Origin of the sequence: Methylorubrum podarium (assembly GCF_040270385.1) — a bacterium.
GTDB classification, from domain to species: Bacteria; Pseudomonadota; Alphaproteobacteria; order Rhizobiales; family Beijerinckiaceae; genus Methylobacterium; species Methylobacterium podarium.
Window position 1 is genome coordinate 1 of the sequence record NZ_JBELQE010000041.1, and the last position, 22,878, is coordinate 22,878.

At 72.8% G+C, this 22,878-nt stretch carries 21 protein-coding genes and 1 pseudogene; 8 read left to right on the plus strand and 14 right to left on the minus strand.

Features of this window, described 5'->3' with window-relative positions; translation table 11 throughout:
• Window positions 1-614, minus strand: a pseudogene (locus ABS772_RS06420) (flagellar hook-length control protein FliK); the annotation flags it as partial.
• A gap of 650 nt (window positions 615-1,264) precedes the next feature.
• Here ABS772_RS06420 and mnmA point away from each other — a divergent pair.
• The 4 genes from mnmA (at window position 1,265) to ABS772_RS06440 (ending at window position 5,786) form a co-directional block, all read left to right on the plus strand.
• Window positions 1,265-2,422 (plus strand): tRNA 2-thiouridine(34) synthase MnmA, encoded by a 1,158-nt coding sequence (gene mnmA / locus ABS772_RS06425; RefSeq protein WP_350393078.1) that lies wholly within the window; start codon window positions 1,265-1,267, stop codon window positions 2,420-2,422.
• 126 nt (window positions 2,423-2,548) lie between these two features.
• Complete coding sequence (locus ABS772_RS06430) at window positions 2,549-3,205, plus strand: class I SAM-dependent methyltransferase (RefSeq protein ID WP_238256507.1); 657 nt, start codon at window positions 2,549-2,551, stop codon at window positions 3,203-3,205.
• 38 nt (window positions 3,206-3,243) lie between these two features.
• Window positions 3,244-4,104, plus strand: a complete 861-nt coding sequence (locus ABS772_RS06435; protein ID WP_350393080.1) for a TVP38/TMEM64 family protein — start codon at window positions 3,244-3,246, stop codon at window positions 4,102-4,104.
• A gap of 173 nt (window positions 4,105-4,277) precedes the next feature.
• Complete coding sequence (locus tag ABS772_RS06440; protein WP_350393082.1) at window positions 4,278-5,786, plus strand: sensor histidine kinase; 1,509 nt, start codon at window positions 4,278-4,280, stop codon at window positions 5,784-5,786.
• Window positions 5,787-5,825: 39 nt separating this feature from the next.
• Here the strand turns inward: ABS772_RS06440 and ABS772_RS06445 are convergent, their stop codons facing one another.
• The gene (locus ABS772_RS06445) at window positions 5,826-7,412 is read right to left on the minus strand and encodes a DHA2 family efflux MFS transporter permease subunit (RefSeq protein ID WP_350393084.1); all 1,587 of its coding nucleotides are present in this window, start codon (window positions 7,410-7,412) and stop codon (window positions 5,826-5,828) included.
• Between the two features lie 207 nt (window positions 7,413-7,619).
• Window positions 7,620-8,828 (minus strand): HlyD family secretion protein, encoded by a 1,209-nt coding sequence (locus tag ABS772_RS06450; protein ID WP_350393086.1) that lies wholly within the window; start codon window positions 8,826-8,828, stop codon window positions 7,620-7,622.
• A 130-nt stretch (window positions 8,829-8,958) separates the two neighbouring features.
• On the opposite strand from ABS772_RS06450, the gene ABS772_RS06455 reads away from it, so the two are divergent.
• Window positions 8,959-9,618, plus strand: coding sequence for a TetR/AcrR family transcriptional regulator (locus ABS772_RS06455; protein WP_350393107.1), 660 nt, complete (start codon window positions 8,959-8,961; stop codon window positions 9,616-9,618).
• A 6-nt stretch (window positions 9,619-9,624) separates the two neighbouring features.
• On the opposite strand, the gene ABS772_RS06460 is transcribed toward ABS772_RS06455, so the two are convergent.
• Window positions 9,625-11,388, minus strand: a complete 1,764-nt coding sequence (locus tag ABS772_RS06460; protein ID WP_350393088.1) for an acyl-CoA dehydrogenase — start codon at window positions 11,386-11,388, stop codon at window positions 9,625-9,627.
• A gap of 105 nt (window positions 11,389-11,493) precedes the next feature.
• On the opposite strand from ABS772_RS06460, the gene ABS772_RS06465 reads away from it, so the two are divergent.
• Window positions 11,494-12,483, plus strand: a complete 990-nt coding sequence (locus ABS772_RS06465) for an L-threonylcarbamoyladenylate synthase (RefSeq protein WP_350393090.1) — start codon at window positions 11,494-11,496, stop codon at window positions 12,481-12,483.
• Between the two features lie 169 nt (window positions 12,484-12,652).
• On the opposite strand, the gene ABS772_RS06470 is transcribed toward ABS772_RS06465, so the two are convergent.
• Genes ABS772_RS06470 through kaiC form a run of 4 tightly spaced genes read right to left on the minus strand, consistent with a single transcriptional unit; the run spans window position 12,653 to window position 16,770 of the window.
• On the minus strand, window positions 12,653-14,416 hold the full coding sequence (locus ABS772_RS06470) for an ATP-binding protein (protein WP_350393092.1): 1,764 nt from the start codon (window positions 14,414-14,416) through the stop codon (window positions 12,653-12,655).
• On the minus strand, window positions 14,406-14,762 hold the full coding sequence (locus tag ABS772_RS06475; protein WP_350393094.1) for a circadian clock KaiB family protein: 357 nt from the start codon (window positions 14,760-14,762) through the stop codon (window positions 14,406-14,408). Before ABS772_RS06475 ends, ABS772_RS06470 begins: the two co-directional genes overlap by 11 nt.
• Window positions 14,759-15,133 carry a circadian clock KaiB family protein gene (locus tag ABS772_RS06480; protein WP_350393096.1) on the minus strand — a complete coding sequence of 125 codons (375 nt, stop codon included), beginning with the start codon at window positions 15,131-15,133 and terminating at the stop codon, window positions 14,759-14,761. The genes ABS772_RS06475 and ABS772_RS06480 overlap by 4 nt, the downstream gene beginning before the upstream one ends.
• Complete coding sequence (kaiC, locus tag ABS772_RS06485; RefSeq protein ID WP_407942969.1) at window positions 15,130-16,770, minus strand: circadian clock protein KaiC; 1,641 nt, start codon at window positions 16,768-16,770, stop codon at window positions 15,130-15,132. The genes ABS772_RS06480 and kaiC overlap by 4 nt, the downstream gene beginning before the upstream one ends.
• A 507-nt stretch (window positions 16,771-17,277) precedes the next feature.
• On the opposite strand from kaiC, the gene ABS772_RS06490 reads away from it, so the two are divergent.
• On the plus strand, window positions 17,278-17,667 hold the full coding sequence (locus ABS772_RS06490) for a response regulator (RefSeq protein ID WP_238257796.1): 390 nt from the start codon (window positions 17,278-17,280) through the stop codon (window positions 17,665-17,667).
• 21 nt (window positions 17,668-17,688) lie between these two features.
• Here the strand turns inward: ABS772_RS06490 and ABS772_RS06495 are convergent, their stop codons facing one another.
• Genes ABS772_RS06495 through ABS772_RS06505 form a run of 3 tightly spaced genes read right to left on the minus strand, consistent with a single transcriptional unit; the run spans window position 17,689 to window position 20,125 of the window.
• The gene (locus tag ABS772_RS06495; protein ID WP_350393108.1) at window positions 17,689-19,071 is read right to left on the minus strand and encodes an ATP-binding protein; all 1,383 of its coding nucleotides are present in this window, start codon (window positions 19,069-19,071) and stop codon (window positions 17,689-17,691) included.
• A gap of 22 nt (window positions 19,072-19,093) precedes the next feature.
• The gene (locus tag ABS772_RS06500) at window positions 19,094-19,777 is read right to left on the minus strand and encodes a response regulator transcription factor (RefSeq protein WP_350393100.1); all 684 of its coding nucleotides are present in this window, start codon (window positions 19,775-19,777) and stop codon (window positions 19,094-19,096) included.
• Between the two features lie 24 nt (window positions 19,778-19,801).
• Window positions 19,802-20,125, minus strand: a complete 324-nt coding sequence (locus tag ABS772_RS06505; protein WP_350393102.1) for a PepSY domain-containing protein — start codon at window positions 20,123-20,125, stop codon at window positions 19,802-19,804.
• 148 nt (window positions 20,126-20,273) lie between these two features.
• Here ABS772_RS06505 and ABS772_RS06510 point away from each other — a divergent pair, with 148 nt between their 5' ends.
• Window positions 20,274-20,900 carry a thermonuclease family protein gene (locus tag ABS772_RS06510; RefSeq protein WP_350393104.1) on the plus strand — a complete coding sequence of 209 codons (627 nt, stop codon included), beginning with the start codon at window positions 20,274-20,276 and terminating at the stop codon, window positions 20,898-20,900.
• 40 nt (window positions 20,901-20,940) lie between these two features.
• Here ABS772_RS06510 and ABS772_RS06515 read toward each other — a convergent pair whose 3' ends face one another.
• The 3 genes from ABS772_RS06515 to ABS772_RS06525 form a co-directional block, all read right to left on the minus strand.
• Complete coding sequence (locus ABS772_RS06515) at window positions 20,941-21,936, minus strand: Hint domain-containing protein (RefSeq protein WP_407942968.1); 996 nt, start codon at window positions 21,934-21,936, stop codon at window positions 20,941-20,943.
• Window positions 21,937-22,144: 208 nt separating this feature from the next.
• On the minus strand, window positions 22,145-22,459 hold the full coding sequence (locus tag ABS772_RS06520; RefSeq protein ID WP_350393105.1) for a hypothetical protein: 315 nt from the start codon (window positions 22,457-22,459) through the stop codon (window positions 22,145-22,147).
• Window positions 22,459-22,809, minus strand: coding sequence for a DUF3325 domain-containing protein (locus tag ABS772_RS06525; RefSeq protein ID WP_238254691.1), 351 nt, complete (start codon window positions 22,807-22,809; stop codon window positions 22,459-22,461). The genes ABS772_RS06520 and ABS772_RS06525 overlap by 1 nt, the downstream gene beginning before the upstream one ends.
• Window positions 22,810-22,878 lie beyond the last annotated feature (69 nt).

Below are 22,878 nucleotides of genomic sequence, written 5' to 3' on the forward strand. Positions count from 1 at the left end.
CCCCCGCCGGCGGGGGGCCGGCGCGCCTCCCGCCCGCGGGGCGGGGCGAGAGCGGGGGCAGGGCTGGCGGGCGCCGGAGCGGGCGCGTCGGCCTGCGTCCCGGCGAGCGCCGCCTCGAACCCGGCCGTGCCCGCCGCGGCGGAGGCGGATGCCTCGACCGCGGCGGCTTTCGCGGCCTGCGCGGGTGCGGCCGCATCGCCGAGCCCGCCCGCGACGGGTTGCCCTTCGCCGAGCCCGCCTTCCCCCGCGGCCGTACCCGCCGTCGTGGCAGCCGGATTCGGCGGTGCCGGGATCGGAGCGGGCGGCGGGGAGAGGAGGGCGGTGGGATCGGCGGCCTCCGGCGCCGCGGGATCGGTCTCGTCCTGCTCCCGCGTCTCGTCCTCGGACAGGACGGCGGCCCCGGCCTCTTCCGCGGCGGCGCCTTCCGCGGCCGCCGTCTGCGCCGCCTCCGCGCCTTCGGCGGCCGGCCGCTCCGGCCGCCGCGAGGCGGCGGTGCCCGGCGCCCGGGCCGCGCCGGCGTCCATGCCATCCCGCATGGTCGCAGCGGGCGGCTTGTTGCGGGCCGATGCGGGGTGCGTGCGGTCCTGCGGGGGCGCTTCGGATCGCCCGCTCACGGCCCTATCGGTTTTGGCTCTGTCAGTCTTGGCGGCCTCGGCCTTGGCCGCTTCGGTCCTTGCCGTCTCCGTCTTGGCTATCTCGGTCTTGGCCATCTCGGCCCTCGCCGCTTCCCGCCTATCCGCCCTGCCGGCATCGCTCCGGGGGGACGCGGCCTCGTCGCGGCGGGGAGCGGGCCGGGCCGGCGCCGCGGGCTTGCGCTCCGGGGCCTCCAGGCTGAAGCGCGCGGCGGCCTCGCTCCCGCGGCCCGCGGACGAGGCGGGCCGCACGGGCTGCCTGAAAAACACCTCCGCCAGATCCGCGCGCGAAACCACGATGCCGTCCTCATCCTCCGGGGCCGAAGCCGCGGGAGGTCACAGCAATCCGCGCGCCACCGTCGGAATTTCGTAAGCAACTGAACTTTCACGAGAAAATCCGAGCGCGCGGAGGCCGCCGCCGCCCGGCCCGGCGGGATCTGCCGTCCTCCCGGCAGGATTTGCCGGCCGTCCGCGGGGGGCGAGGCATGCGCTCGGCCCGCGCGCGACCCAGCCATCCCTGGAAAGTCCGGATCGGGATCGCTATAGACATCCGCGAGACGCGTCCGGACCCCGCAAGGTCCGCGCGCCCGAAGGCTCCGCCAACGGCCGGCAACCGGCCCTCATCACCGGCCATGAACTCGCTGGATCTCCCGAAGCCCCCGCACGAGACGCGCGTCGTCGTCGCCATGTCGGGCGGCGTCGACTCATCGGTGGTCGCCGGGCTGTTGAAGCGCGAGGGCTACGACGTCGTCGGCGTCACGCTCCAGCTCTACGACCACGGCGCGGCGACCCACCGCAAGGGCGCCTGCTGCGCCGGCCGCGACATCCACGACGCGCGGGCCGTGGCCGAGACGCTCGGCATCCCGCACTACGTCCTCGATTACGAGGACCGCTTCCGGGAATCGGTGATCGACCGCTTCGCCGAGAGCTACCTCTCCGGCGAGACGCCGATCCCCTGCGTCGAGTGCAACCGCTCGGTCAAGTTCCGCGACCTGCTCGGCCTTGCCCGGGATCTCGGCGCCGAGGCGCTGGCGACCGGCCACTACGTGGCGAGCCGGGCGCTGCCCGAGGGGGGACGCGCCCTCTACCGCGCCCTCGATCCCGCCCGCGACCAGAGCTACTTCCTCTACGCGACCACGCCCGAGCAGCTCGCCTACCTGCGGTTTCCGCTCGGCGAGCGGCCGAAGGACGAGACCCGCGCCCTCGCCCGCGACCTCGGCCTCGCGGTCGCCGACAAGGCCGACAGCCAGGACATCTGCTTCGTGCCCCAGGGCGGCTACGCCGACGTGATCGCCAAGCTCAGGCCCGAGGCGGCCCGCCCCGGCGAGATCGTCGATCTCGACGGCCGCCGGCTCGGCGAGCACGAGGGCATCATCCACTACACGGTGGGCCAGCGCCGCGGCCTCAAGCTCTCCGTCGGCGAACCGCTCTACGTGGTGCGGCTCGAGCCCGAGACCGCCCGCGTCGTGGTCGGGCCGCGCGCGGCGCTCGCCACCCGCCGCATCCGCCTTGCCGACCTCAACTGGCTCGGGAGCGGCGCGCCGGAAGACGTCGCGGATCGGCCCGTGGCCGTGCGCGTGCGCTCGACCCGCGAGCCGAGGCCGGCGCGCCTGTCGTGGAACGCGGCCGAGGCCTGCGCCGAGGTCGAGCTGGTCGTGCCCGAGGACGGCGTCTCGCCGGGCCAGGCCTGCGTGATCTACGCCGACGACGGCCCGCGCGCGCAGGTGCTCGGCGGCGGCACCATCCGGCGCATCGGCGCGTTGCAGGCAGGCGCCGCCGAGGCGGCCTGATGGGATCGCTTCGCGCCGCGCCGGATTGGATTTCCCGCAATTTCATTGACGTTCACGCGCTCCAGGCCGCGCCCGTGCCCGGGCGGGGAGGCGTCGTGAGCCGCGATCGGAGAGGGTGACGGTTAGATGCTGAGAGAGCGGGCGCCCGAGGCCGGGCCGACCACCGAGCTGATGCGCAAGGCCTATGCCCGCTGGGCGCCGGTCTACGACGTCGTCTACGACAAGCTCACCGAGCCCGCCGCCCGCGCCGCCGTCGAGGCGGCGGTCGCCCACGGGCCGCGGGTGCTGGAGGCCGGCGTCGGCACCGGCCTGTCACTCGGCTACTATCCCCGCGACAGCTTCGTCTGCGGCGTCGATCTCTCCGAGGACATGCTCAAGCGCGCCCGCGCAAAGGTCCGGCGCAAGGGGCTGACCCACGTGAAGGGGCTCCAGGTCATGGACGTGTGCCGCCTCGGCTACGCCGACGCGAGCTTCGACGCGGTGGTGGCGCAGTTCCTCATCACCCTGGTGCCGAACCCGGAGGCGGCGCTGTCCGAGTTCCTGCGGGTGGTGCGCCCCGGCGGCGGCATCGTGCTCGCCAACCATTTCGGCCAGTCCGACGGGCCGGTGGCGCGGGTCGAGGAGATCGTCGCGCCGCTCTGCACCAAGATCGGCTGGTCCTCGGACTTCAAGGCGACCCGGATCGAGGCCTGGGCCCGCCGCAACGGCGTCGAGGTCGTCGGCCTCGCGCCGACCTTCCCCGGCGGCTTCTTCAAGATCCTGCGGATGCGCAAGCGGGGCTGAGGACGGACTCGCGAACACCGTCCGGCGGAGGCAGGCCGATGATGCCAGAGGGCGGGGAGGGCGGTCGGCCGAGTGATGGGCCGGGTGACCGGCCGAGTGACTGGCCAAGTGACCGGACTCCTCTGTGCGAACCGCCGGGGCCGCGCCGGCCCTGGCTGCGCTGGCTCCCGCTCGTGGTGCTGGCCGCGCTCTCCGTCGGCATCCTCGCCTCGGGCGGAGCCCATCTCCTCGACCTCGACCGGCTCTCCGCGTCGCGGGTCTGGCTTCAGGCGCTCATCGCCGAGGACCGGGCGCGGGCGGTCGCGCTGGCCTGTCTCGTCTATGTCGGCTCGGTCGTGGTCTCGCTGCCCGCGACGCTGGTGCTCACGGTGCTGGCCGGGCTGCTGTTCGGCCCCGTGACCGGCGCCCTGATCGCCATCGGCTCGTCGACGACGGGGGCGTCGATCGTGTTCTCGGTCGGGCGCTACGCCGCCGGCGACCTGATCCGGCGCAAGGCCGGACCCCGGCTCGGGCGCTTCGCGGACGGGTTCCGCCGCGACGGCTTCGGCTACATCCTGATCATGCGGCTCCTGCCGATCTTCCCCTACTGGATCACCAACCTCGCTCCGGCGGCCTTCGGCGTGACGCTGCGCACCTTCGCGCTCGCCACCCTGCTCGGCCTGACGCCCGGCGCCTTCATCTATGCCGGGCTCGGCGCCGGCCTCGAAGACCTGTTGGCCACCCGCGACGCGCTGAGGGCGGACTGCCTCGCGGCCGGGGGAACGGATTGTTCGCAAGCCATCGATCTGCGCGCCCTGGTGACGCCCGGCATGGTGGCGGCGCTGGCGGCCCTGGCAGGATTTGCTCTTTTGACAGTTTATCTGCGCCGACGGCTTGAGCGGCGGGCGCTTCGCGCATAAGACTTGCGCACAAGCGAATGGCGCGCGTCGCCGGTCCGCCGCACAACCTGTGCGACAGCGGGAGCCGGCACGAGAGGCGCGCCGTTCGAACGGCGATTGAACGAGACAACGACGGGTGACGCTTGAAACGGCCCCGCCTTCCGTTTCCCGGCCGGCCCTCCGAGCCGGCGGGCGTGGCGCAGACTGATCCGGCGGCGACGGCCGCCCTGCCCTGGCATATCGAGGAACCGGCCGGCGCGTCGCCGCCGTCGCGCTCGCGCGCCTTCGCCTGGCTCGGGCGGCTCGGCCTGTCGGGCCGCCTGTTCCTGCTGACGGTGGCCTTCGTCGTCCTGGCCGAGATCCTGATCTACGTCCCGGCAGTGGCGACCTACCGGATGTCGCGGTTGTCCGACCGGGTCGCGGCGGCGCGGGTCGCCGCCCTCGTGCTGAACGCCGCCCCCGAGGGACAGGTCCCCGACGAGACCGCCCGGCGCCTGCTCATGGGGGTCGGCGCCCGCGCCATCGCCGTGCGGGTCGGCGACACCTGGCGCTATCTCACCGACGGGCCGGTCCCGTCCGCCGTGGCCGAGACGGTCGACCTGCGCGAGCGCGGCCTGACGGGTTCGGTCGTCGGCGCCTTCCGGACGCTGTTCCTCTCCACCGACGCGCCGATCCGGGCGCTGGGGCCGGGGCAGGACGGCTTCGACGCCGTCGAGGTTCTGCTCGACGAGGGCCCCCTGCGGGCGTCGCTGGCCGACTTCTCGCTCCGGCTCCTCGTCGCCTGCCTCATCATCGCGGTGCTGGCGGCCGGACTCGTCTTCTTCGTGCTGCAGCGGGCGATCGTGCGGCCGGTGGTCCGGCTCGCCCGCGACATCACCGCCTTCGCCGACGACCCCGAATGCACCGACCGGGTCACCCGGCGCTCGGCGCGCACCGACGAGATCGGGCAGGCGGAGAACGCGCTCGCCCGGATGCAGGTGGCCCTCGGCGGCGAGCTGCGCCAGCGGCGGCGGCTGGCCGAGCTCGGCCTCTCGGTGAGCAAGATCAACCACGAGCTGCGCAACCTGCTCACCACCGCCCAGCTTCTCGGCGACCGCCTGGAGAGCGTCTCCGACCCCCTGGTGCAGCGGGTGGCGCCGCGCCTTGTGGAGACCCTCGACCGGGCGATCCGCTTCTGCGAGGCGACGCTCGCCTACGGCCGCGCCACGGAGCCGAACCCGCAGCGGCGCATGGTGGCGCTGGCGCCCCTGCTCGAGGAGTTGACCGACCTCGCCGACCTGATGCCGGCGGCCCATCTCCGCGTGGAGGTGCGCGCGGCGCCGGATCTCGAGATCGACGTCGATCCCGAGCAACTCCTGCGGGCGCTGACCAACCTCGTGCGCAATGCGGTCCAGGCCCATGCCGCGGCGAAGACCGTGGACGGCCTCGTGCTGATCGAGGGGCTCCGCAGCGGGCGGCCCGGCGCGGGCGCGGTCACGGTCCTCGTGACCGACAACGGCCCCGGCGTGCCCGAGCGGGCCAAGGCGAACCTGTTCGCCGCCTTCCAGGGCTCGACCCGGGCCGGCGGCACGGGGCTGGGCCTCGCCATCGCTTCGGAGCTGGTGCGGCTCAACGGCGGCACCCTCTGCCTCGACGAGACGGCGGGCGGGGCGCGCTTCCGCATCACCATCCCGGACCGGGCCGCCGGGGCGAAGGCGGCGTGAGGCCGGCCTTCCGCGCGGGTTGAGAGGCTTCGCCCGCCCTCAATGCCCCGCTCCGGCCGGGGCGGCGCCGCGCGGGCGGCGGATCAGCGGGGTGCCGCAGGCCATCGCCAGGAACAGCACGGTGAGGACGAGGAACACGTCCTCGAAGCTCATCACCAAGCCTTGGATCCGCACGGTGTTGTTGAGCGCCTTCAGCGCCATGCCGTTGGCGTCGCCGCCGAACACCTCGAACTGGCGCCGCATGGCGTCGAGGCGTTCCAGCGCGGCGCCGTTGGCCCAGGTGAAGCGCTCGTGCAGGCGGGCGAGGTGGAGGTCCCAGCGGGCGTTCAGGATCGTGTTGATGAGAGCCAGCCCGACCGCGCCGCCGAGGTTGCGCGTGAGGTTGAACAGGCCGGAGGCGTTCTTCATCCGCTCCGGCGGCAGGGTGCCGAGCGCGATGTTGTTGATCGGGATCATGCACAGCATCAGCGAGCAGCCGCGCAGGATCTGCGGCCACAGCAGCTCATAGAAGTCCCAGTCCTTGGTGAGCCCGGTGACGATCCAGGTGCCGACGGCGAAGCCGGTGAATCCGATCGCCATCATGACGCGCGGATCGAGCTTCGCCGAGAGCTTGCCGGCGATCGGGGCGGTGGCGAACATGCACAGCCCCGAGACGAACATCGTCTCGCCGATCTGGAGCGCCGAGTAGCCGCGCACCCGGGCGAGATAGACCGGGTAGAGGTAGGTCAGGCCGTAGAGGCCGATGCCGAGCACGAAGCTCGCCGCGCAGCCGGCGGCGAAGTTGCGGTCGGAGAAGGCGCGCAGGTCGACGATCGGCTGGCGCGCGGTGAGGACGCGGGCGAAGAAGGCCAGGCCCGAGACGGCGCAGACCAGGGCGCAGACGAACACCGCCTCGTCCTGCAGCCAGTCGTGGTTCGGACCCTCCTCCAGCACGTATTCGAGGCAGCCGAGGAAACCCGCCATGAAGGCGAGCCCGGCCCAGTCGAAGGATTTGAGCAGGTCGAAGTTCGGCCGGTCGAAATCGACCAGGAACCAGGTCGAGACGGTGACGAAGATGCCCGGCACGATGTTGATCAGGAACAGCCAGTGCCAGGAGAACAGGTCGGTGAGGTAGCCGCCGACCGTCGGGCCGATGGTGGGCGCGAGCGTCGCCACGAGGCCGATCATCGGCGAGACGATCGGGCGCTTGGAGGGCGGAAAGATCGTGAAGGCCGAGGCGAACACGGTCGGGATCATGCCGCCGCCGATGAAGCCCTGGAGCGCGCGCCAGACGATCATCTCGCCGATCGACGAGGAGGTGGCGCACATCAGGCTCATCAGCGTGAAGCCGCCGGCCGAGATCGCGAACATCCAGCGCGTCGAGAGCACCCGCGACAGGGTGCCCGAGAGCGGGATCGAGATCACCTCGGCGATGAGGTAGCTCGTCTGCACCCAGGGGATCTCGTCGCCGGAGGCCGAGAGGCCGGCCTGGATCTCGTTGAGCGAGGCCGAGACGATCTGGATGTCGAGGATCGCCATGAACATCCCGAACACCATGCACAGGAACGCCACCATGCGGCGGCGGTCGAGCGGCGGTTCGGCGGCGGGATTTTTGGGGGTCGCAGCGAGGGCGGCGGTGGCGGCCATGGGGCGCCTCGGTGAGGGTTCGAGAATCTCTCCCAGCCGCGACCTCATCCTGAGGCGCCCGCGTCAGCGGGCCTCGAAGGATCCTCCAGGGATCGCGCGGGATCTGGATGATCCTTCGAGGCCTCCGCGTTCGCTGCGGCACCTCAGGATGAGGGTGTGGTTGGGACGGGCGGTCGTGTCGGCCCCTCTTGCGGGACGGAAGACTTCTCAGCGCCGGGCGGCGAGCTTCTGCACCGGCGCGTCGGCGCCCTCGCGGGTGTCGACCCGCACCACCACGGAGAGGCCGGGCCGCAGCAGGCCCTCGCCGGCGACATCCTCGGGCACGTGGACGCGCACCGGCAGGCGCTGGACGATCTTGGTGAAGTTGCCCGTGGCGTTGTCGGGCGGCAGCAGGCTGAAGACCGAGCCGGAGGCGGGCGAGAGCGATTCCACCGTGCCGACGATGTCGCGGTCGGGATAGGCGTCGACGTGGATGTGGACCTCCTGCCCCGGCCGGACGCGGGCGAGCTGCGTCTCCTTGAAGTTCGCGTCGACCCGCACGCTGCGGAGCGGCACCAGGGCGGCGATCCGCGAGCCCGGCGACACGTAGGCGCCGGCCTCCACCGCCTTGTTGCCGACGACGCCGTCGAAGGGCGCACGGATCACCGCGAAGTCGAGGTCGCGCCGCGCGCGGTCGGCGGCCGTGCGCAGTTCCGCGGCGAGGCTCTCGGCCTCCCGCGTCTGCGCCCGCAGCACCTCGACATTGGCGCGGGCGGCGACGAGGGCGGCCTCGGCGGACTTCACCGCCGCCTCGGTGCGGTCGCGGTCGGCCTTGGCCTGATCGAGGCGGGACTTGGCGACGTAGTCGGCCTGCATCCCCGTGGCGCGGGCGTAATCGGCACCCGCCCGCACCGCGTCGGCCCGGGCCGCATCGATCTGGGCCGCGCTCTGCAGCACCTGCGCCTGCGCGGCCTCGGCCTGCCGGCCGATCCGGGCGATGGTGCTCTCCTGAGTCGCGAGCTTGTCCTGCGCCGCCTGCAGGGCGAGGCGGTAATCGCCGTCGTCGAGCCGGGCGATCACGTCGCCCCGCTTCACCGCCTGCCCGTTCACGACCGGCACCGCCGCGAGATAGCCCGACACCTTGGCGGCGAGCACCGAGATGTCCGCCTGCACGTAGGCGTCGTCGGTGCTCACGAAGAAGCGCCCGACCGTCCACCAGTCCCAGCCGGCATAGGCGCCGCCGCCCAGGGCCGCGCAGAGCACGAGGCCCAGCACCGCGCGCCGCAGCGGACGGCGGGGCTTGGCGGTTGGGGCCGGCGGCATCGGCTCGGCGATGACCGTCGGGGGCAGGGCCGGCGCGCGGCCGCGCTCGGCCCGCTCCTCCTCGGCACCCTCGAGAACGGCCTCGGGACGGCCGGTATCCTCACGAAGCGACATGGCTGATGTCCCAGACATGCATTGACCGAACCGTTCGGTCATTCGGCGGATCAGGTTGACGCCGCCGTCATTCGGGGGCTAGTTAGCATTGACTGAACGGTTCGGTCAACGCGATTGAGTGGCGGGTGCGATGGCGGGCGCGGCGATACTGGAGCGAGGGCAGGCCACCTCACAGGCGGCGTCGGGCGAGAGCGAGAAGCGCCGGCAGATCCTGGAGGGCGCGCGCCAGGTCTTCATGGCGTCGGGCTTCGACGGGGCCAGCATGGGCGAGATCGCCAAGGCGGCGAATGTCTCGAAGGGCACGCTCTACGTCTATTTCGACAGCAAGGAAGCCTTGTTCGAGGCTCTGACCACCGAGGCGAAGGCGGGGCTGGCCGAGAACCTGTTCCGGCTCGACGAGGATGATCCGGACGTGCGCGCCGTGCTGACGCGGCTCGGCACCAGCTACCTTGCGATGATGGCGCGGCCGGAGCACGTCTCGATCATCCGCATGGTGATCGGCGCCTGCGAAAAATTTCCCCGGTTCGGGCAGGCCTTCTACGAGGCCGGCCCGGCCTGCGGGGTCGAGCGGCTGAAGGCCTATATCGAGGCGCAGGTGTCGGCCGGGCGCCTGCAGGCCGCCGACACCGATCTCGCCGCCAAGCATTTCCTCCAGCTCTGCCAGGCCGGGATGCTGACCCGGCTTCTGTTCAACGCGGGCGCGGCGCCGGACGAGGCCGAGATCCGGCACCGGGTCGCGGAAGCCGTGCGGGTCTTCTACGCGGGCTACGGCCCGGACGCGGCGCGCTAGATCAGATCACCCCGCCAGCGCGAAGGCGGGATCGTCGGCGAAGTCGCCGCCGGTCAGGATCGCCTGCTCCAGGCCGCCGGCTGCCGGCAGCAGGTTCTCGGCGAAGAAGCGGGCGAGCGCGATGCGCGCGGCGTGGGCCGGATCGGTCTCGCCCGCCTTCACCGCCGCGCTCGACGCGAGCCCCGCCGCCGCGAGGCAGGCCGCGCCCTGCACGAGGCCGAACAGGCGGAGATACGGCGTCGCGCCGGGCAAGGCCTCCTGCGGGCGGTTCGAGCCGAGCGCCTTGAGCAGGAAGCTCGTCGCCCGGTCGAGGCTGCCGATGCCCTCGCGCAGGCGCGCCGCCGCGTGGCCGAAGCCGGGGGCGCCGTCCTTCAGGAGCCCCTCCGCCACCCGCCGCATCGCGGCGATCTGGGCGCCGACCGTGGCGCCGCCGTCGAGCGGCAGCTTGCGGGTGACGAGATCGATCGCCTGGATGCCGTTGGTACCCTCGTAGATGCCGAGGATGCGGGCGTCGCGCATGAGCTGGGCCGCGCCCGTCTCCTCGACGAAGCCCATGCCGCCATGGACCTGGACGCCCAGCGACGTCACCTCGTTGGCGATGTCGGTGGAGAAGGCCTTGGCCACCGGCGTCAGCAGCGAGGCGCGGTCGTGCGCCGCCTTGCCCTCGGGGCCGTGCGCCGCGTCGAGGGCCTGCGCGGTGAGGTAGCAGATGCCGCGCGCCGCCGCCGTGTAGGCCTTCATGGTGAGCAGCATGCGCTGGATGTCGGCATGCGCCACGATCGCGCTGACCGGCTCGGGAGCCCCCGGTGCCCGGCCCTGGCGGCGCTCGCGGGCATAGTCGAGGGCCTTCTGGGTGGCGGCTTCCGCCACGCCGACGCCCTGCAGGCCGACATTGAGCCGGGCCGAGTTCATCATCGTGAACATGCAGGCCAGGCCCCGGTTCTCCTCGCCGATCAGCCAGCCGGTCGCCCCGCCGTGATCGCCGAAGGCCATGGAGCAGGTCGGCGAGGCGTGGATGCCGAGCTTGTGCTCCAGCCCCGAGCAGCGCAGGTCGTTGACGCTCCCGTCCGGCAGCACCTTCGGCACGAGGAACAGCGAGATGCCGCGGGTGCCGGCGGGCGCGTCCTTCAGCCGGGCCAGCACGAGGTGGCAGATGTTGTCGGCGAGATCGTGCTCGCCGTAGGTGATGTAGATCTTGGCGCCCGTGATCCGGTAGCTGCCGTCGCCGTTGGGCTCGGCCCGCGTGCGCAGGGCGGAGAGGTCCGAGCCCGCCTGCGGCTCGGTCAGGTTCATGGTCGCGGTCCACTCGCCCGAGACGAGCTTTTCGAGGTAGCGGCCCTTGAGGTCGTCGGAGCCGTGGGCGGCCAGCGCCTCGATGCCGCCGGCGGTGAGCAGCGGGCAGAGGCCGAAGGCGAGGTTCGCCCCGTTCCACATCTCGGTGCAGGCGGCGGCGATCAGGTGCGGCAAACCCTGGCCGCCGTGGTCGGGGGCGGCGAGGATGCCGTTCCAGCCGCCCTCGACGAAGGCGCGGTAGGCCTCGCGCCAGCCCGGCGCGGTGGTGACGGTCCCGTCCGCGAACGGCGTGCCGTGGCGGTCGCCGATGCGGTTCAGCGGGGCGATGACGGTGCCGGCGAGCCGGCCCGCCTCTTCGAGGATGGCGACCGCATCCTCGGGGTCGATCTCGGCCCCGCTCCGCGCCAGCACGGCGTCGAGTCCCGCGACGTGGCGGAGGGTGAAGGCCATCTCCTCGACGGGCGCGCGATAGCTCATGGTCTTCTCACGTTCCTCCCGCGGCCCGCGAAGGCAGCGATCCCGTTTGACGGCTTGCGGTCGCAGGGTTTACGGCCGGCCGCTCTTCCTCGCATCCACTCCGACATGGACGCCCCACCGTCAACCATTCCCACGCTGCGCCTGGCCGCCGACGCGGACGGCCTCGCGCGGGCGGCCGCGCTGATCGGGGCGGGCCGCCTCGTCGCCCTGCCGACCGAGACGGTCTACGGGCTCGGGGCCGACGCCACCGACCCGGAGGCGGTGGCCGCGATCTACGCGGCCAAGGGCCGCCCGCGCTTCAATCCGCTGATCGCCCATGTCGCGACGATCGAGGCCGCGCTTGCCGAGGGCGTGTTCGACGAAGCCGCCCTCCGGCTGGCGAAAACATTCTGGCCGGGGCCGCTGACCCTGGTGGTACCGGCGGCCCCCACCGGTTCCGTCTGCGATCTCGCCCGCGCCGGGCTCGACTCCGTGGCCCTGCGCGTGCCGGCCCACGCCACCGCCCGCGCGCTGCTGGAGCGGGTCGGGCGGCCGGTGGCGGCGCCCTCCGCCAACCGGTCGGGGCGGGTCAGTCCCACCAGCGCCGACCACGTGCTGACCGATCTCGACGGGCGCATCGCCGCCGTGCTCGACGGCGGCGAGTGCCCGGTCGGGGTCGAGTCGTCCGTGGTCGCCTGCCTCGGCGGGCCGCCGCGGCTGCTGCGCCCCGGCGGGGTGACGCGGGCGGCGCTGGCCGCCCTGCTCGGCCTCGATCCGGAGGCGGCGGGCGATCCCGGGTCGCGGCCGGTGGGGCCGGGCCTGCTCGCCTCGCACTACGCGCCGCGGGCCGGGGTGCGGCTCGACGCGACCGGCATCGAGCCGGGGGAGGCGGTCCTGCTGTTCGGCGCCTCTCGTCCCGCCGGGCTGGAGCGGGCGGCGGCGGTCGAATCCTTGAGCGAGCGCGGCGATCCGGCGGAGGCCGCTGCCCGGCTGTTCGGGGCGCTGCGCCGCCTCGACGCCTCCGGCGCGCCGACCATCGCCGTCGTCCCGGTGCCGGAGGAGGGCCTGGGCGAGGCGATCAACGACCGCCTGCGCCGGGCCGCGGCACCGCGCTGAAACCGGCACGAGATTTCGCGAAACTTTTTTGCGGAACCGATCCGCCTCCGGCGCATTGTCTGGTTACGAAGGCCAGTTCAGCCCCCAATGGCCTTTTCCCTTCAAGGCTCGGAGCGATCCGAGCCTTTTTTCTTGTCCGCGCGCGAAGCCGTTGCGGGCGAAGGGCCGATCACCGCGCCCGCGCCGCGCGCCGCTGGATCGCCCGGCGCAGGATGCGCGAGAGATCCTCCACCGAGTAGGGCTTGTGCAGCAGCGGGAAGCCGTGGCGTCCGTCCTCGGCGAGCACGTGGCTGTAGCCGGAGGAGAGCACGATCGGCATGCCCGGTCTCTCGCCCAGGATCGCGCGGGCGAGTTCGACCCCGTTCATGCCCGGCATCACCACGTCGGTGAACACCACGTCGAACCGGTCCGGCGTCCGGTCGAGCTCGGCCAGAGCCTGCTCCGCATCCATCGCCCAGACGGTGCCGTAGCCGAGTTCGGCGAGCGCCTGCGTCGCGAAGGCGCCGACCTCGCGGTTGTCCTCCACCAGCAGCACGCACGTGCCGTGGCCGGGGGCCAGGGGCTCGGGCTCGTCGACGGCCTCGGCGAGGGTCGGGGCGATCTTGGCGCGGGGCAGGAACAGGGTGAAGGTCGTGCCCTGTCCCGGCACGCTCTCCACCGCGATGTCGCCGCCCGACTGCTTGGCGAAGCCGAAGACCTGGCTGAGCCCGAGCCCGGTCCCCTGGCCGACGCCCTTGGTCGTGAAGAACGGTTCGAAGATCCGCGACAGGTCGGCCGGCGCGATGCCGGAGCCGGTGTCGGAGATCGACACCGCCACGAAGTCGCCGGGCACCGCCGGGTGGGTGCGCAGGGCCGGGATCTGCCCGGCATGGCCGACGCGGATGGTGAGCGTGCCCTCGCCGTCCATGGCGTCGCGGGCGTTGACGACCATGTTGACGAGCGCCGTGTCGAACTGGCTCGGATCGGCCTCGACGAGGCAGGCGAAGGGCTCGCCCGCGGCGTCGAAGCAGGGCTCGATCAGGGTCTTCACCTGGATGCGCGCGCCGGTCAGGGTGCCGACCATGTCGGCCACCGCCGCGACGCCGCGGCCGGCATCGAACACCTCGGGCTTGAGCGCTTGGCGCCGGGCGAAGGCGAGGAGCTGGCCCGTCAGCTTGGCCGCCCGCCCCACCGTGTCGGAGATGGCGTCGACGTAGCGGCGGCGGCGCTCCTCGGCGAGGTCGGGGCGCTTGAGCAGGTCGGTCGACGACTTGATGACGGTGAGCAGGTTGTTGAAGTCGTGGGCGACGCCCCCGGTGAGCTGGCCCACCGCCTCCATCTTCTGGCTCTGGCGCAGGGCTTCCTCGATCCGCTCGCGCTCGGCGACCTCGGCGCGCAGGCGCTCGTTGGCCTCGGCGAGTTCGTGCAGCCGCAGCCGCTCCGCCGTCAGGTCGGTGAGCACGCCGCAGAGCAGGAGGGTGTCGCCGTCGCCGTCGAGGCGGCTCAGCGAGAGGTAGGCCGGACGCTCGTTCCCGCCCTCGTCGCACAGGGCGATCTCGCCGCGGGCCGGCATCCGCGCCGCCTGGGCGACCAGGGTGGCGAGGGCGGCCACTTGGCCCCGGGCGGCGAAGCGCGCGAAGGGCTGGCCGATCAGGCGCTCCTGCGGGGTGCCCAGGGTCTCGGCGAGGCGGCGGTTGCAGTAGAGCAGCGTCCCGTCGGGCCCGAGGGTGAAGGCGCCCTCCTGGATCTGCTCGATCAGCACCCGGTAGGGCCGGTCGGCGTTCTCCAGGGTGTAGACCAGCCGCTCGCCGGCCGGCCCCTCGACCACGATGGCGTCGAAATCGCCCCGCCGGATCGCCGCGAGGGTGTCCTCGACCTCCTCCAGGCGCGACTCCAATTCGCGGATGCGCGCCTGCGCCTCGGCCAGCGCCGCGGCAGCCGGCTCAGCGCTCATCGGCGCCCCCGCCCACGGTCTCGCGCCGGTCCGCCCGCGCGACCTCGTCGAGTTCCAGCCCGTCGAGGACGCGCCGCTCGTCGCTCAGGTCGCCGGCGATGCGCCGGGCGGGGAGGGGGGAGAGCCGCACCAGGGTCGGCGCCGCGACCACGCCGTCGGCGCCCGCGAGGGCCGATTGCTGGTAGATGTCGACCACTTCGAGGTCGCACGCGCCCTTGAGCCAGCGCTCGCACAGGCGGCGCACGCTCTCGATGCTGCGGGTCGAGCGCGGCGAGGTGCCGGCGACGTAGAGGCGCAGACGGGTGCGCCCGGCCACGCCGCCGTCCCTGACCTCCCCGCCGCTCAAAGCCCGTCCGCCTTCGACACGAGATCCGCCGATCCGAGATCCTTGGGCCGGATATCGAGGCCGACCAGCACCTTCTCGGTGTTGGACAGATCGCCGATGATGCGCTTGAGCGGCGCGGGCAGGCGGCGCACCAGGGTTGGGATCGCCAGGATCTGGTCGCCGGCCGCGAGCTGCGGGTTCTTCATCAGGTCGATGACCTCGATGTCGTAATGGCCGGCGAGGTGCTCCTCGCAGAAGCGCCTGAGGTTGGCCATGGCGGCGAGCGACTTGGCGGTCTGCCCGGCCACGTAGAGGCGCAGGCGGTAGCGGCCGTCGTCGATCGCGCCGTCGGCGGCCTCGCCGTCCTCGCCCCTCGGCCCGGACCCGGTCATTGCGTGCCTCCCCGGCGGGCGGCGCGGTCGTACCGCTCGCTCGTCAGCGCCGCCTCGCGCATCGCGTCCTCGTTCAGAAGCACGGCCTCTTCCTCTTCCACGGCTTCCAGGGTGGCGCGCAGCTCGTCGATCTGGCGCTCCAGCGACTGGCGGCGCCGCAGGGCCTCGCGCTGGCGGCGCCGGTTCTCCTGCTCGCGGCGCAGGGCGGCGGCGGCTTCCTCCGCCTCCTGCACCATCCGGGCGGTGCCGGTCAGCACGCCCGCCGGGCCGATATAGGCATCGATGAGCGCGATGCCCTCGCTCGAGAGGGTGAACTCGCGCACCTGGTTCGAGTGCCGCATGCCGCGGGCCTTGATGACGTAGAGCGTGCGCGAGCGCTCGCCGTTGGTCTCGACGTTGAGGAGCTTGATCCAGGCATCCATCAGCGAGGAGACGCCGATGGCGGCCTCGTGGTCGATCTCGCCGTCCTCCCGCAGGCTGGTGAAGACGGCGGTGATGCCGCGGCTCTTCAGCATGTCGATCATGCGCAGCATCGTCGCCTGCAGCTCGACGGCCGGCCCCCGCAGGGCGGAGAGGGGGTCGATCACCACCAGGCTGGGCTGAAACCGGTCGATGTCGCGGTGCATGCGCGCCAGATGCATCTCCAGCCCGTAGAGGCTCGGGCGCGCCGCCTCGAACCGCAGCAGGCCCGCCTCGACGTGCCGGGCGAGGTGGAGGCCGATGGAGCGGGCGTTGCGGGCGATCTGCTGGCCGCTCTCCTCGAACACGAAGGCCATGCAGCGCTCGCCCCGGGTGCAGGCCGCGTCGATCATGCTCGACGAGATCATGGTCTTGCCGGTGCCGGCCTCGCCCGAGATCAGGATGCTGGTGCCGCGGTGGAAGCCGCCGGGTTCGAGCATCGCGTCGAGGCCGGCGATGCCGGTGGAGATCACGCCCTCGGCGATCCTGTAGTCGAGGTCCGCCGAGGTGACCGGCAGGACGCTGATGCCCTCGGCATCGATCAGGAACGGGTACTCGTTGGTGCCGTGGGCCGAGCCGCGGTACTTCACCACGCGCAGGCGCCGGGTGGTGACCTGGTCCTCGACGCGGTTGTCGAGCAGCACCACGCAGTCGGAGACGTATTCCTCCATCCCCTGGCGGGTGAGCTGGCCGTCGCCGCGCTCGCCGGTGATGATCGCGGTCAGGCCCCGGTCCTTGATCCACCCGAACAGGCGGCGGAGCTCCGCGCGCAGCACCGTCTCGTCGGAGAAGCCGGCGAACAGGGTCTCGATCGTGTCGAGCACGACCCGCTTGGCGCCGATCGAATCCACCGCGAAGCCGAGGCGGATGAACAGCCCTTCGAGGTCGTACTCGCCGGTCTCCTCGATCTCGCTGCGCTCCACCCGCACGTGGTCGATGGCGAGCTTGCCCTGGGCCACCAGCCCGTCGAGGTCGTAGCCGAGGGAGGCGACGTTGGCGACGAGATCCTCCGCGCGTTCCTCGAAGCTCATGAACACGCCGGGCTCGCCGAAGCGGGTCGCGCCGTTGACGAGGAAGGTGGTGGCGAACAGCGTCTTGCCGCAGCCGGCCGCGCCGCAGATCAGCGAGGGCCGTCCCTTCGGCAGGCCGCCGAAGGTGATGGCATCGAAGCCGTCGATGCCGGTGGCGACCTTCGCGAGCGCGGGAGCGCCGGCGGGCGGGCTCGCGGATTCGGACGCCGGGGACTCGGACGTCGGGGACTCGGACGCCTGGGATGACGCCGGGGATTTAGCCGCCAAGACGGTTCTCCAGGACGGTTTCCTGCCCCGCCGATACCGGAGGCAGCTCGGCTCCCCGGCCCGAGCCCATCGGCGTCGTGGCCGAACGCTGCGGCGGGGACGCGGAGAAGCGGGGCGGGTGCCGGTCGCGGGCGCCGACGGGAAGGGCCAGGGGCGTCGTCATGAAGGCGTCACGGCGGGCCTCGAGCACCCGGTTTCGGGCTCCGTAATGCAAAGGCAGGGGGGTGGCAATACGCAGTCCGCCGAGCGGCCGGCGTGCTGGTCCTGCCGCGATTTATTGCAAATGTTTCATGAAATCTTCTGCGGCTCCGCTGAAACCAATCGCCGCGCGGGCTCTTTGAGGAAGACCGTTTCCCCTCGACCCACACCAGCCCGCTCCGCTCACCGATGACCTCCCTCCCCGAGCCGACCCGTCCGTCCCCCGCGCCCCGCATTCTCGTCGTCGAGGACGAGTGCTTCGTGCGCATGGTCGCCGTGGACATGCTGGAGGATGCCGGCCTGCCGGTGGCCGAGGCGCCGGACGCCGACACGGCGCTGCAACTCCTGGAGGGGCGGGCGCAGGCCTTCGATGCGCTGTTCACCGATATCGACATGCCGGGCTCGATGGACGGGCTGACGCTGGCGGCCCGGGTGCGGGCGCGCTGGCCGCATATCCGCCTCGTCGTCACCTCGGGCCGGCTTCGGCCCAACCCCGACGCGCTGCCTGATGCGGGCTTCCTGCCGAAGCCCTATTGCCGCTCCGACCTGCTCGGCGCCCTCGGGCAGGCGGCGGCCTGAGGCTTTTCGCGCGGGCCGCCGTCAGGCGGCCGGGACGGGCCAGCGCACCTCCACCCGCAGGCCGCCGAGTTCGGAGCGACCGAGGCGCATCCGTGCGCCGACCCCTTCCGCGAGGTCGCGGGCGATGGCGATGCCGAAGCCGGTGCCGGGCCGGGTCTCGTCCCAGCGCCGGCCGCGGGCGATGCCGGCGATCGCCGCCTCGCTCATGCCCGGGCCGTCGTCCTCCAGCACCACACAGCCTTCCCCGCCCTCCGCGCGCCCCGAGACGCGGATGCGGCGGTGGGCCCATTTGCGGGCGTTGTCGAGGAGGTTGCCGAGGATCTCGGTCAGGTCGCCCTCGTCGCCGGGAAAGGCGAGGCTCTCGGGAACCGCGATCTCCCAGCGCAGGGCCTCGCCCTCGGGCAGCCGCCCGAGGGCGCCGACGATCCGCGCCGCGGCCGGGGCGACCGGGCAGGCGCGCCGCCGCAGGCCGCCGGAGGCCGCCCGTGCCCGGGCCAGCGTGCGCTCGACCTGCCGGCCCATGGCCTGGGCCTGCTCGGCGATCTCCGCCGCCAGGGCGGGGTCGGCGGCCTCCGTGCGGCGGGCCAGGGCGTCGAGCACCGCGAGCGGGGTCTTGAGGCCGTGGGCCATGTCGCCGGCGCCCGTGCGCGCCCGCTCCAGGTCGCGCTCCTGGGCGTCGAGCAGGCGGTTGAGGTCGGCCACCAGCGGGCGCACCTCCTCCGGAAAGGTCTCGGGCAGCCGCGCCCGCGTCCCGGCATGGATCGCGGCGAGATCCGCCCGGAGTGTCCGGAACGGCGCGAGGGCCTGGCGGACGAACAGCGACATGGCGAGCGTTAGCGCCGCGAACAGGGCGAAGAGCGAGGGCACCAGCAGGCGCAGGAAGGTGGCGCGGCTCTGGGCGAGGTCGCGGCGGTCCTCGGCCACGGTGACGGCGAGGGTGACCGGGGCGCCCTTGTCGGAAATCGTGACGCGGCGGGTGACGGCGATGAGCCGTCCGCCATCCGGCCCGGCGAGGTCGCCGATGGCCGGCTCTTCGGAGCCGTCGGGAACCGTGCCGAGCCGCCTGTCCCAGAGCGAGCGCGAGCGCAGGGGCGTGCCGCCCGCGTGCGCGACTTGCTGCTCGACTTGCCGATCGACTTGCCGCTCGACCTGCCAGTAGAGGCCGCCATAGGGCGTCGAGAAGCGCGAATCCGGCGGCTCGCGGGGCAGGATCGGGGCGCCGTCCGGGGTCAGGGCGATCTGCCCGGCGATGAGCTTGGCGGTCCGGTCGAGGCCGTCGGCGGTGCGGGCGTCGAGCACCCGGTCGAAGATCAGCGTCAGCCCCACGCCCGCCAGCGCCAGCGCCAGGGCGATCAGCCCCGCGGCGGCGAGGCCGAGCCGCAGGCGCAGCGAGCCGCGTGTCAGGACCGGCATCACGCGCTCGGGCTCATCGTGCTTCCGGGCTGCCGGACGAATCGGCCGGCACGATGTAGCCGTGGCCGCGGCGGGTCTCGATGATGCCGGGGCCGAGCTTGCGCCGCAGCCGGGTCAGCAGGGCCTCCAGGGCGTTGGCCTCGCGGTCGCTGTCGCTGCCGTGGAGGTGGTCGAGCAGCTCGCCGGCCGGCACGACCTGCCCCTGACGGTGCAGCAGGAAGGCGAGCAGGCGGTATTCCAGCGCGGTGAGGTCGGTCTCCCGGCCCGCCACCGAGACCGCGCGGGTGCGGGTGTCGAGCTCGACCGCGCCCGCCCGCAGCACGGGGGAGGCGTGGCCGGCGGTGCGGCGCAGGATGGCCCGCAGCCGCGCCACCAGTTCCTCCATCCGGAACGGCTTGACGAGGTAGTCGTCGGCGCCCGCGTCGATCCCCTCGACCCGCTCGCGCCAGCCGTCGCGGGCGGTGAGGATCAGCGCCGGGAGCGCCACGCCGGCCCCGCGCAGGCGGCGCAGCACGCCGAGCCCGTCGAGGCGGGGCAGGCCGAGGTCGAGCACCATGGCGTCGTAGGTCTCGGTCTCGGCCCGGAACCACGCCGCCTCGCCGTCGCCGACGATCTCGGCGACGTAGCCGGCCCGTTCGAGGCCCTCGCGGATGTCGGCCGCGATGCGCGGCTCGTCCTCTACGACGAGGATGCGCATGGGGCCTCCCGGTGCGTGCCGACCTCAATCATCGTCGTCCACGTCGAGGAGCTTGAGGGAGCTGGCATCGATCTTCACGTCGCGGCGGCGCCCGTCGGTGCCGAGGATGCGCAGCTTGTAGAGCCAGCGCCCGTCGTCGCGCTTGAGGTCGAGCGCCACGACGTCCCCCGGCACGGCGGCGCGGGCGGCGGCAAGCACGGCGTCGAGGGGGCGGATCTCGCCCCGCTCCAGGGCGCGGCGCGCCCGCTCGCCGTCGTCGTCGGCCCGCGCATTGGTGGCGACAAGAGGCACGGCGCCGAGGGCCGGGGCCAGGGCGAGGAGGAGCGAGCGGAGCAGCGGACGGATCATGGCGCGGGCCGGACGTGCCCGAGTCCGCCTGACGCGAGGCTGACAGGCGGCGTCAGGCTCGCGCGCCCTCGGGTTTGCGAGACAGCGGCATCGACGGCGCGGCCCTGACCGGCGCGCCCTGCGCACTCTCCTCGCGAGACCGATCCCGATGTCGCTCACCACCACCATCCTGCTGATCTACGCCGCCTGCCTCGTCGGCACCATCGCCAGCCCGGCCCGATCCAACGGGGATCGCCCCCCGGACGAGCCGGGCACCCGGCATCTGCCGGCCGCGCTCCTCGTTCCCGCCCTGGCGCTGCTGGCCGGACTCCAGGCGCCGCCGGCCCGCGCGGCGGACGAGGCCGCCCCCCGGACGGTGAGCGGTCCGGCCACGGTGATCGACGGTGCGACCCTCCAGATCGGCGGCCGGCGCCTGCGGCTCCACGGCATCGATGCGCCCGACCTCGACCAGACCTGCTCCGACGGGCATGAGCGCGACTATTCCTGCGGCCGTGCCGCCGCCAAGGCTCTGGCGGCGCGGATCGGCGGGGAGAGCGTGACCTGCGAGCTGCGCGCTGCCGCGAACGGCCGCGCCGGGGTCCTATGCCGGCTCGGGGAGGACGACCTCGCGGCCTGGATGGTCGCCAACGGATACGCGGTGGCCGACCGCAGCGTCTCGGCCGACTACACCGACCAAGACCGCCGCGCCTGGGGCCGCCGCCTCGGCCTCTGGGCCGGGGTGTTCGAACTGCCCTCAGAGCGCCGCCGGCTGCGCGGGGCGAGCGCGGGCCTCTGACGCACGGGTTGCACAATCTGGCCGGTGGCGTTCTGCCGGCCTACAGCGCCAGCTCTCCGTCCGACCATGCGCCGTGACGGTCCAGGGTGGCCGCGAAGACGGCGTCGAGACGCAGGCGCTCGGCCTCGACCCGCGGCCCGTCCACGGCCACCGGCCGGCAGCGGCCGTCCCAGCCGGCGGGCACGAAATCGGGGTTGTGCAGGGCGTGGTCGGAGCCTTCGACGAAGAAGGCACGGTCCCCGCCGTCGATGTAGCTCTCTGCGGCCAAGCCCTCGGCCAGCAGGAGGTCGTGGGCGTCGAGTTCGACGTGCCAGTAGGTGACGGCCTCGACCGCCTCGCGGGTGACCGTGGTGCCGTTGATCAGGCACATCACGGGCACGAGCACGCCGCCCTCGTTGTCGGCATCGGCCCCGACCAGAACCGGGTGGCCCGGCGAGAGGAAGAGATCGCGCTTGGGCAGGCCGCCGCCGAAGGCGCCCGCGCGCACGCGGATGGGCTGCCGGTCGTGCTGCAGGGCCCTGCCGCCGCCGTCGAGGGTGCGGTGGCCGATCCAGGTGACCGGCCGGCGCGCGCCGGACGCGGTGACCGCGACGTCGCACGCGCGCAGATCCTCGACGGCCACCTCGCCGCGCTCGGTCAGGATGCGGGTGCCCGAGCCGTAACAGAGGACGTTGTAGTCGCCCAGAGCCGTATTGCTCACATTCACGACCTGTCCGAGCGTGAGCGGACTGTTCGACAGAACGATATAGCTGCTGGCACCGCCGGCTGCGTTCGGCTGGCTTGCGAGCACGAGGAAATCCGGATTGTCAAAATTTGTCGCGTAATAAGTCGGGTTGGCCTCCACTCCGAACCGATTGATAGAGAAATTTACCGGATCGTTGGGGTTCGATACGGATCCATTGGCAACGACGTTGTAATCCCTGTTGATGCTATCGACGGCAAAGCTTGTGCCATTGTTGTTTGATATGGTCGCACCCGCAAATTGTCCGGCGCGGAACACCGTGTTGTTGAATACGATTGGCAGAGCCAAGATCATTCCCCTATTGGTTGACAACTCGCGTACTGATGGTGCGATTCGTCGGGCGCACAAGTCTGATTTGAGAATGGTCAGATTGCCAAGCTTGTGTCCAGCGCAGACGCACCTCGAGCAGCGGCGGCGCATCGGGGCGCGTAAACTGGCCACGGCAACGCCATCGCCGGCCGGAGCGCGTAGGAGGCGCAGGACCGGCGCCGGATGCGCCGGGTCAGCGCGGCTCTGTGAGGCGGGAGGCCTGCCGCGCGAGCCCGCCGGCGAAGTCGCGCAGGGCCGCCTCCACCAGGGCGGCGACCTGCACTTCCGTCTTCGGTGCGCGGATCACGAGGCTCGCCACGACCTCCGGGTGGATGCGCCGCTGCTTCGGCGTGCGGGCATGGTTCGACAGGCGCAGCCGCTCCGGACCCTCGCCGCGGGCGAGATAGAGGCTGTCGCCGCGGGTGTTGCGGGCGGTCTCGCGAAAGCCGTGCGCGGCGAGCAGGCGGCCCGCATGGGCGAGCGCCTCAGGCGGCGGCAGCGGGCGCATCAGGCCGAGACGGCGAGGACCGCCAGCGGCAGGGCCGCCGCGACGAGGGCGGCGAGCGCCGCGGGGGCGACGTAGCGCGGCCGGTAGGACAGGAGCAGAACCAGCCCCACGGCCGCCCCGGTGAGTGCGCCGATCCACTGCACGGGGCCGAACGCCCAGCCCTCCCACAGCCCGGCGACGAGGAAGGAGAGGGCGATCGCCCCCCAGCCGAACAGGCGCAGGCGCAGGGCCGCCGCCCGCTCCGCCTTGCGGTCGAAGACCTCGGCATGGTGCCGGTTCAGGCTGAGGCAGAGGGCGGCAAGCGCGGCGAAGCTGAGGCCCAGATTCGCGGCGAGGACGAGGGGCGTCATGCGTGGGTCGGCTCCGGGCATGAATGTTATACACTGATAACGATCCGTCGGTTAGACGTTGTGATATAC